The organism is Neisseria basseii, from assembly GCF_962707005.1.
GTDB classification, from domain to species: domain Bacteria; phylum Pseudomonadota; class Gammaproteobacteria; order Burkholderiales; family Neisseriaceae; genus Neisseria; species Neisseria bergeri.
Map to the genome: position 1 here is coordinate 23286 of NZ_CAUIXH010000021.1, position 9743 is coordinate 33028.

The 9743-nt window shown below is 51.6% G+C and carries 7 protein-coding genes, 1 tRNA gene and 1 pseudogene; 3 read left to right on the forward strand and 6 right to left on the reverse strand.

The genetic code is table 11. The annotated features are described in order from the left end of the window. The first annotated feature begins 62 nt into the window (after positions 1 to 62). Positions 63 to 2318, forward strand: coding sequence for a nitric-oxide reductase large subunit (locus Q9I99_RS09555; RefSeq protein WP_301668032.1), 2256 nt, complete (start codon positions 63 to 65; stop codon positions 2316 to 2318). A 101-nt stretch (positions 2319 to 2419) separates the two neighbouring features. Here Q9I99_RS09555 and Q9I99_RS09560 read toward each other — a convergent pair whose 3' ends face one another. The 4 genes and pseudogenes from Q9I99_RS09560 to Q9I99_RS09575 all read right to left on the reverse strand — a co-directional run. Beyond that, on the reverse strand, positions 2420 to 3607 hold the full coding sequence (locus Q9I99_RS09560; RefSeq protein WP_301668031.1) for an LD-carboxypeptidase: 1188 nt from the start codon (positions 3605 to 3607) through the stop codon (positions 2420 to 2422). Positions 3608 to 3646: 39 nt separating this feature from the next. Beyond that, positions 3647 to 4051, reverse strand: a complete 405-nt coding sequence (locus Q9I99_RS09565; protein WP_003709130.1) for an HIT family protein — start codon at positions 4049 to 4051, stop codon at positions 3647 to 3649. Between the two features lie 1518 nt (positions 4052 to 5569). Continuing rightward, entirely contained in the window at positions 5570 to 6007 is a 438-nt protein-coding gene (gene rnhA / locus Q9I99_RS09570) for a ribonuclease HI (protein WP_301668030.1), read from the reverse strand. 103 nt (positions 6008 to 6110) lie between these two features. Beyond that, positions 6111 to 6218 (reverse strand): annotated as a pseudogene (locus Q9I99_RS09575) (IS5/IS1182 family transposase); the annotation flags it as partial. Between the two features lie 6 nt (positions 6219 to 6224). On the opposite strand from Q9I99_RS09575, the gene tehB reads away from it, so the two are divergent. Continuing rightward, the gene (gene tehB, locus Q9I99_RS09580) at positions 6225 to 7094 is read left to right on the forward strand and encodes an SAM-dependent methyltransferase TehB (RefSeq protein WP_301668029.1); all 870 of its coding nucleotides are present in this window, start codon (positions 6225 to 6227) and stop codon (positions 7092 to 7094) included. A 49-nt stretch (positions 7095 to 7143) separates the two neighbouring features. Here tehB and thiD read toward each other — a convergent pair whose 3' ends face one another. Then, positions 7144 to 7950, reverse strand: a complete 807-nt coding sequence (gene thiD / locus Q9I99_RS09585; RefSeq protein ID WP_301668028.1) for a bifunctional hydroxymethylpyrimidine kinase/phosphomethylpyrimidine kinase — start codon at positions 7948 to 7950, stop codon at positions 7144 to 7146. A 626-nt stretch (positions 7951 to 8576) separates the two neighbouring features. Here thiD and Q9I99_RS09590 point away from each other — a divergent pair. Further along, the gene (locus tag Q9I99_RS09590) at positions 8577 to 8861 is read left to right on the forward strand and encodes a GIY-YIG nuclease family protein (protein WP_301668027.1); all 285 of its coding nucleotides are present in this window, start codon (positions 8577 to 8579) and stop codon (positions 8859 to 8861) included. 627 nt (positions 8862 to 9488) lie between these two features. Here the strand turns inward: Q9I99_RS09590 and Q9I99_RS09595 are convergent. Next, positions 9489 to 9564 (reverse strand) — tRNA-Glu (locus tag Q9I99_RS09595). Positions 9565 to 9743 lie beyond the last annotated feature (179 nt).

Sequence of the window (9743 nt, forward strand, 5' to 3'; positions counted from 1 at the left end):
AATCTTTAACATTCATATTCTGTGAATTTTAAACAACTGCTTTATTAAAAGGAGCTCTCAAAATGGGACAGTACAAGAAGCTGTGGTACTTGCTGTTTGCCGTTCTGGCGGTATGCTTTACCATTCTTGGCTATATGGGCAGCGAGGTTTATAAGAAAGCCCCGCCTTACCCCGAACAGGTCGTTTCCGCATCAGGCAAAGTGCTGATGACGAAAGACGATATTTTGGCAGGTCAGTCTGCGTGGCAGAGTACCGGCGGTATGGAAGTCGGTTCGATTCTGGGTCACGGCGCATATCAGGCTCCGGACTGGACGGCCGACTGGCTGCATCGTGAGTTGTCCGCTTGGTTGGATTTGACCGCGCAACAGACTTACGGCAAAAAATTCGATGAAGTTTCCCCTGAAGAACAAGCCGTTCTGAAAACCCGCCTGGCTGACGAATACCGCAACCAAAGCCGCGTGAAGGAAGACGGTTCTGTAGTCATCAGCGATACGCGCGTGAAAGCCATCGAAAGCATCCTGCCTTACTACCACGGTGTTTATGGCGACGATCCCGCACTGCAAACCACCCGCGAACACTTTGCAATGAAAAACAACACATTGCCAAGCAAAGAAGCGCGTGAAAAACTGTTCGACTTCTTCTTTTGGACTTCTTGGTCTGCTTCGACCAACCGTCCCGGCGAAGTCTTTACCTACACCAACAACTGGCCGCACGAGCCTTTGATCAACAACGTACCGACTACTGAAAACTACATGTGGTCGTTTACCAGTGTTGTACTGCTCTTGATGGGTATCGGTTTGCTGATGTGGGGTTATTCCTTCCTGACCAAACACGAAGAAGTGGAAGTGCCGTCTGAAGACCCGATTTCCAAAATCCAACTGACCCCTTCGCAAAAAGCATTGGGCAAATACGTCTTCCTGACGGTCGCCCTGTTTGTGGTACAAGTATTGCTGGGCGGCCTGACCGCGCACTACACCGTCGAAGGCCAGGGTTTCTACGGCATTGACGAGGCGTTGGGCTTTGAAATGTCCGACTGGTTCCCCTACGCCCTGACCCGTACTTGGCACATCCAATCCGCCATCTTCTGGATTGCAACCGGCTTTTTGACGGCAGGTTTGTTCCTCGCGCCGATTGTCAACGGCGGCAAAGATCCCAAGTTCCAACGTGCAGGCGTGAACTTCCTCTATATCGCCCTGTTTATCGTGGTCGGCGGTTCTTACGCGGGCAACTTCTTCGCGTTGACGCACATCCTTCCCCCGGAATTTAACTTCTGGTTCGGACACCAAGGTTACGAATACCTCGATTTGGGCCGTTTCTGGCAACTCCTGCTGATGGTCGGTCTGCTGTTGTGGCTGTTCCTGATGTTGCGCTGCACGATTTCTGCCTTTAAAGAAAAAGGCGTGGACAAAAACCTGCTGGCAATCTTTGTCGCTTCTATGGTCGGTGTGGGCGTGTTCTATGCACCGGGCCTGTTCTATGGCGAAAAATCCCCGATTGCTGTAATGGAATACTGGCGTTGGTGGGTGGTTCACCTGTGGGTGGAAGGCTTCTTTGAAGTATTTGCCACTGCCGCCTTTGCCTTTGTCTTCTACAATATGGGCTTTGTCCGCCGCAGTACCGCCACTGCCTCCACTTTGGCCGCTGCCGCCATCTTTATGTTGGGCGGCGTTCCGGGTACGCTGCACCACCTGTACTTCTCCGGCTCTACCTCTGCCTCTATGGCAATCGGCGCCTGCTTCTCCGCTTTGGAAGTCGTGCCGCTGGTGTTGCTGGGCCGTGAAGCATACGAGCATTGGTCTTACCAACACCTGTCCGACTGGGCGAAACGCCTGCGTTGGCCGCTGATGTGCTTTGTGGCAGTCGCCTTCTGGAATATGATCGGTGCCGGCGTATTCGGCTTCCTGATCAATCCGCCGATTTCCCTGTTCTATATTCAAGGTTTGAACACTTCTGCCGTTCACGCGCACGCCGCCTTGTTCGGTGTGTACGGTTTCTTGGCATTGGGCTTCGTATTGCTGGTTGCCCGTTATTTGAAACCGAACGCGCAGTTTGACGACAAACTGATGACTTGGGGCTTTTGGCTGCTGAACGGCGGTCTGGTGGGTATGATTGCCATCAGCCTGTTGCCTGTCGGCGCGATTCAGGCATACGCCTCCATCACGCACGGCCTGTGGTATGCGCGTAGCGAAGAGTTCCTGCAAATGGAAATCTTGGATACTCTGCGTTGGGTTCGTACTGCTGCCGACTTGATCTTTATCGGAGGTGCAATCTGTGTCGCCATCCAAGCCACTAAAATCGTATTCGGCCGGGACAAATAAGTTTCAGCCCGAAAATGGAAACCGCACCTGCCATCAGGTGCGGTTTTTTTACAGAAAAATGCCGTCTGAAGGCTTCAGACGGCATTTGTCCGCTTGCGGGTTTATTCCGAGATATCGGCAACACCGCTTTCGGGGAAGATAGGCAAATCCGGCGGCGGGAGCAGGGTATCCAAAGTCAGGGCGGACGCATCGAGTGTGGGATAGCCTTCAAACGCGACCGAATAGCCGCCGTTTCCGTTCATACGGATTCGGGCGTGCGCGCCCAATGGAAACGTGATTTTGTCGCTGATGTGTCCGAAGGGGAAGCCGGTCAGCACAGGAATTTTTGCCGTACGCGAAATATGGTTGGCAACGGCGGAAAAATCATAAGACGGATCATAGACATCTCGAATTTTTTCCATACGGAAATTGCCGAACACGATGGCGCGCTGTTTCTTCAAAATACCCGAAAGATACAGCGTATTGAGCATACGTTCGATGCGGTAGGGCTGTTCGCCGACATCTTCGAGAAACAAAATGCCGCCGCCGATGTCGGGCATATAAGGCGTACCGGCGAGCGAGGCGAGGACGCTTAAGTTGCCGCCCCACAACGTGCCTTCGGTTTCGACATTGGCGCGTTGGATATAAGGAACATCAACGGTCAGGCGGTTTTGGGTTGCCCCCTTGATAAAGGCATCCATTGTAAACGCACCGGGGGTGGGTTTGCCAAAATCGCTATAAGCCATCGGACCGGCAAAACTCATCATATTGCCTTTTGCCAAGAGTGCAAGCTGGACGGCGCAAACATCGCTGAAGCCGAAAAACAGCGTACCGCGTTCGCGCATTCTTGCACCGAGTGAGGCAAAATCGATATGCGGCAGAATGCGTGCCGCACCATAACCGCCGCGCAAACCCATCAGGACTTTCGGCATGGCAACGCGATCGGAAGCGACATCTTGGAAATCGGCGGCACGTTGTGCGTCCGTACCGGCAAACCGTTGGAAGCGGCGGCTGCCCGCCTGTTGGTTGGTTACGGTAAAACCGGCATTGTAAAGGCGGGTCAATGCAGTATTGACGCGGTTGATGTCTTCGGCAAAGCCTGAGGAGGCGACAATACGCAGAAGATTGTCGGCAGAATTAGAATGGCGTGGTGGTTCGGGGTACACGGTTCGGGCTTTCGCAACAGGGTGAGAGGGCGCGGATGGGGCATTGTTTGAAGCAGGCGCAGTACCGCAAGCCTGAAGCAGTCCCGCGCCTGCGGCGGCGGTGCAGGTTTTCAGAAAACGGCGGCGGGAGGTCGGTTCGGTCATAATTTCCCTTTCATACGGTTTCAGACGGCATTGGCGGGCTTAAAGCAGCTTTTTAAGTTGTTCCGTCCAATCTTGCGGCAGGGTCATACCGTGTTTTCGGACGGGGTTTGCCCAAATCGGCGCAGGGAAAGTTGCATCGTTTTCAAAGCGGGCGATAATATGCCAATGCAGGTGCGGCACGACATTGCCCAAGCTGGCGAGGTTGATTTTTGCCGGCCGGAACACTTGGCGCATAGCGGCTTCGACTTTGTACACCATTTCCATCAATTCGCCGCGTTCCGCTGCCGAAAGGTCGGTCATTTCGGCAATATGCTTACGCCAAATGACGCGGCAGAATGCAGGCGAACCGCTGTCGTTATGGACGGCGATGACGCGCAGCTTGGGGGTTTGCAGCAAAATATCTTCATCTTGCGCCGTGCAGATGGGGCAGGGTTGGGCGGTCATTTTTCCTTATTCCTGAAAGTGTTTAAAAAACGGTAGGGTAATTTTTAATATTTCAATTTGTCTGTCCGCATTGCCGTTAATTGTACCACTTCATCGTGTTTCCTTTTCGGTTGAAACCCCGCCCTTTGTGGCGGCAGGAACAGACTTTATTTGGGAGGGGGTGTAACCCCTTCCAAATCAGGACGACACATAGGGCGGTGCTTTATGTGTCGTCCTGTGTGTTGAAACATATCGGACGCATTTGAACAGTGATGCGGCAAACTGTTTTAGCGGCAGGCAAGAGATGCCGCCTGATGCCGTCTGATGCCGTCTGAAGCCCATTGTCCGTCATTCCCACACAGGCAGTTGCTACGGTTGTCGAAGCCCCTTAGCCGTCGCGCAGGCGATTGCTACGGTTACTAAAATTCCGTCATTCCCTCAAAAACAGAAAACCAAAATCAGAAACCTAAAATCCTGTCATTCCCGCGCAGGCGGGAATCTAGGTCTGTCGGTACAGAAACTTATCGGGTAAAACGGTTTCTTTAGATTTTATGTTCTAGATTCCCACCTGCGCGGGAATGACGGGGCGGGCGGATGCCGTCTGAAACTCCGTCATTCCTGCAACTTTTCGTCATTCCCGTGAAAACGGGAATCTAGAACTTCAAACTTTCAGATAATCTTTGAATATTGCCGTTACCCGACGGTCTGGATTCCCGCCTGCGGGGGAATGACGGCAGAGCGGTTTCTGTTGCTCCCGATAAATGCCGCAATCTCAAATCCCGTCATTCCCTCAAAAACAGAAAACCAAAATCAGAAACCTAAAATCCTGTCATTCCCGCGCAGGCGGGAATCTAGGTCTGTCGATACAGAAACTTATCGGGTAAAACGGTTTCTTTAGATTTTATGTTCTAGATTCCCACCTGCGCGGGAATGACGGGGCGGGCGGATGCCGTTTGAAACTCCGTCATTCCTCTGCTGTCCGCAACTTTTCGTCATTCCCGTGAAAACGGGAATCTAGAACTTTTAAATTTTCAGACAGCTTTTGAATATTGCCGCCGCCCGAAGGTCTGGATTCCCGCCTGCGCGGGAATGACGGCGGGAGAACAATGCCGTCTGAAACCTCGTCATTCCTCTGCTGTCCGCAACTTTTCGTCATTCCTGTGAAAACGGGAATCTAGAACTTTCAAACTTTCAGATAATCTTTGAATATTGCCGCCGCCCGAAGGTCTGGATTCCCGCTTTCGCGGGAATGACGGCAGAGCGGTTTCTGTTGCTTCCGATAAATGCCGCAATCTCAAATCCCGTCATTCCCTCAAAAACAGAAAACCAAAATCAGAAACCTAAAATCCCGTCATTCCCGCAGCTCTTCGTCATTCCCGTGAAAACGGGAATCTAGAACTTTTAAATTTTCAGACGGCTTTTGAATATTACCGTTGCCCGACGGTCTGGATTCCCGCCTGCGCGGGAATGACGGTGGAGGACGATGCCGTCTGAAGCCTATTAGCGGTTTCAGACGGCATTTTCTTGCCGGAGCGGCAGTCAGGAAAACTGTGCCGCGCCACGGTTTGCCAAATCGTCGGCGCGTTCGTTTTCCGCGTGTCCCGCGTGTCCTTTTACCCAAGTCCAACTGATTTGATGCTGTCCGACCAAAGCGTCGAGTTCTTTCCACAAGTCGTCGTTTTTGACCGGCTGCTTGGCGGCGGTTTTCCAGCCGTTGCGCTTCCAACCGTGTATCCAGTTTTCCATACCGTTTTTAACGTATTGCGAATCGGTGCAGATGATGACGGTGCAGCGGCGTTTGAGCGATTTCAGCCCTTCGATGACGGCGGTCAGCTCCATGCGGTTGTTGGTGGTTTGCGCTTCGCCGCCGAAAAGTTCTTTTTCGTGGCTGCCGTAGCGCATTAATACGCCCCAGCCGCCCGCGCCGGGATTGCCTTTGCACGCGCCGTCGGTGTAGAGGTAAACAGGTGTGTCCATATCGTGCCTTTGTGTGGTGTCCGGCGTGATTATAAGCGGTTTGCACGCCGTGCCGGCTGAAAGATTACGGCGGATTGAAATAGGCATATAATGTGCAACTTTATAGTGGATTAAATTTAAACCAGTACGGCGTTGCCTCGCCTTGCCGTACTATCTGTACTGTCTGCGGCTTCGTCGCCTTGTCCTGATTTAAATTTAATCCACTATATTTTTGAATATGAAGGAGCGGATAGTGGGTCAAAGCGGCGAGTTGTTTTGCTTCGGACAAATGCCCGTGTGGAAGGCGGAAAACCTGCCGGAAGTTTTGTTGTCGGGCTATTCGTCTGAGGAAGGGGAGTGGGTCTGCCTGAATGTGTTGCAGGGCGATGTCGAAGTCCGCACGCAGGACGGGGCGGCAGAGATTTGGTCGGCAGCCGGCGGCGATTGCGTGTTTGCGCCGCAGCAGGTGTTTTCGGTCAAACCGAAAACGGACGATGCCGAAATCCGTTTGTCGCTGTATTGCGCGGCGGCAGATTATTTCCACAAAAAATACGGCATGAGTGCCACGCATTCTGCGGTCGCGGCGGCACAGGATACCGTACCGGCGGGCAGGGCGTTGGATATGGGCTGCGGACAGGGGCGCAACGCGCTGTTTCTCGGTTTGAAGGGATTTGAAGTTACTGCAGTCGATCACAATCCGGCTGCTTTGGCAAACGTGGCGGAGCTGGCAGAGGCGGAGGGCTTGAACGTCCGCACGCTGGAATATGACTTGAATGCCGCCGCTTTACAGGGCGAGTTTGATTATATTGTGGCAACAGTGGTGCTGATGTTCCTGATGCCGCAGCGCGTGCCTGACGTGATTGCCGATATGCAGGCGCATACGGCGGCAGGCGGGTACAATTTGATTGTGTCGGCAATGGATACGGCGGATTTCCCCTGCCCGATGCCGTTCCCCTTCAAATTTAAAGAGGGCGAGCTGAAGGATTATTATCGGGATTGGGAGCTGGTCGAATATAAAGAAGAATTGGGCGCGATGCACGCCAAAGACGAAAACGGCAATCCGATACGGTTTAAATTTGTAACCATGCTGGCGAAAAAGCCTGAATAATCCTCAAAAATGCCGTCTGAACATTTTGTTTCAGACGGCATTTTTACGGTTAGTCCCGATACGCCCAATGATTGACCGGGCCGTGTCCCGCGCCGATTTCCAAAGGGTTTGAGATTGCCGCCGTAATGTAGGACTTGGCAGTCCGTACGGCTTTGCAAACGTCCGAGCCTTTTGCCAACTCGGCGGTGATGCAGGCGGAAAACGTGCAGCCCGTGCCGTGCGTGTGGGCGGTTGGAAAGCGCGGGCTGTCCAATTCCAGCGTTTCATTTTGCGTAAACAGCCAATCTGTGCAGCGTCCGCTTGTGCTGCCGTTCAAATGTCCGCCTTTGATAACGACATTTTTGACACCGTAATCAAGCAGGATTTTTGCCGCACGTTCCGCATCTTTACGGTTTTCGATATGCACGCCGGTCAGGGCTTCCGCCTCGGGCAGGTTGGGGGTCAACACATCCGTATCGGGAAGCAGCAGGCGCGTCAGTGCCGTAACGGCGGAATCCTGCAACAGCGGCGCACCGCCTTTGGCAATCATCACAGGGTCGAGTACGCGTCTGCCGAAGCGGCAGTGTTTCAGCTTGTCGGCAACGCATTCGATGATTTCCGCCGTGCCGAGCATTCCTATTTTGTAGGCGCGGATGTCGAAGTCTTCCCTGATTGCTTGGATTTGTGCGGTGATGGTTTCGGTCGGGACGAGATGAACCGCCGACACGCCCAAGGTATTTTGCGCGGTAACGGCGGTGATGACGCACGTTCCGAACACGCCGCGCATCTGAAACGTTTTCAAATCCGCCTGAATGCCCGCACCGCCGCCCGAATCCGAACCGGCGATGGTAAGCGTCTGCACAAAAGAGCTTTTCATTTGTTCCTCCTTAATATTGCGTCCGTACTGCCTGTAAAAAAGCACGGCAATGCCGTCTGAAAACCGCAGCGCGGGGTTTGTGGTGCATTATATGTCGTATTGCAGGACAAGGCACAGGGCAGGGCGGTAGGGTGCATCGTAGCAACTGATAATGAAAAAAGAGGGCAATGCCGTCTGAACCGCGTGTTGCGGCGAGTATAAACCAGCACGCTTTATTCGTCATTCCCACAAAAACAGAAACCTAAAATTAAAATTCCGTCATTCCCGCGCAGGCGGGAATCCAGACCTTAGGGTAACGGCAATATTCAAAGATTATCTGAAAGTTTGAGATTCTAGATTCCCGTTTTCACGGGAATGACGAAGGGTTGTGGGAATCACGGGAATGGCGAAGTTTCAGACGGCATCGCCCCACCCCGTCATTCCCGCGCAGGCGGGAATCCAGACCATTGGGACAGCGGTAATATTCAAAAGTCGTCTGAAAATTCAGAAGTTCTAGATTCCCGTTTTCACGGGAATGACGAAGAGTTGCGGGAATAACGGAGAGTTGCGAGAATGACGAAGGGTTGGAATAATCGCGGGATTATGTTCACGGGAATATAAATTTAAATAATTCAAAAGGATATCATATGCAGCCTGCAGTTTATATCTTAGCAAGCCAACGTAATGGCACGTTGTATATTGGCGTTACATCTGATTTGGTGCAACGTATTTACCAACATAGGGAGCATTTGGTTGAGGGATTTACATCACGGTACAACGTTACTATGCTGGTTTGGTATGAACTTCATCCTACGATGGAGAGCGCAATTACTCGGGAAAAACAGTTGAAGAAATGGAACAGGGCTTGGAAATTGCAACTGATTGAAGAAAATAATGTTTCTTGGCAGGATTTATGGTTTGATATTATTTAGCCCGTCATTCCCGCGCAGGCGGGAATCCAAATCATTGGGCAACAGCAATATTCAAAGATTATCTGAAAGTTTGAGGTTCTAGATTCCTGCTTTCGCGGGAATGACGAAATGTTGCGGGAATGACGTAGTTTCAGACGGCATCGCCCCACCCCGTCATTCCCGCATAAGCGGGAATCTAGCCCTTGGGGCAGCGGCAATATTCAAAAGTCGTCTGAAAATTCAGGAGTTCTAGATTCCCGTTTTCACGGGAATGACGAAGGGTTGTGGGAATGATGAAGTTTCAGACGGCATCAAATGCCTTGTCGGGCTTCAGGCGGCATTGTCCACCCTCTGCCGTCATTCCTATAAAAACAGAAACCTAAAATTCCGTCATTCCCGCGAAAGCGGGAATCTAGTGTGTTCGGTTTCGGTTTTTTTTGGGTTTCGGGTAATTTCCAAACCGTCATTCCCGCGCAGGCGGGAATCTAGCCCTTGGGGCAGTGGCAATATTCAAAAGTCGTCTGAAAATTCAGAAGTTCTAGATTCCCGTTTTCACGGGAATGACGAAGAGTTGCGGGAATGACGAAAAATTACGGGAATGACGGCTCATAATAAAAAAACCTGCTCGAAACAAGCAGGTTTTTGAATTGGCACGCCCACGGGGATTCGAACCCCGGTTGCCGCCGTGAAAGGGCAGTGTCCTAGGCCTCTAGACGATGGGCGCGTGAAAGTGCGCTATTTTACAAGGCTTCGGAAACTTGTCAAGCCTGTTGCGTAAAACCGACGGCGGAAATGTAAATTTTTGCCGGTTTAAATATATAAAACCTATAAATATCAACAAACTAATTGTAATTTTTTTTTTTTTTTTTTTTTTTTTTTTTTTTTTTTTTTTTTTTTTTTTTT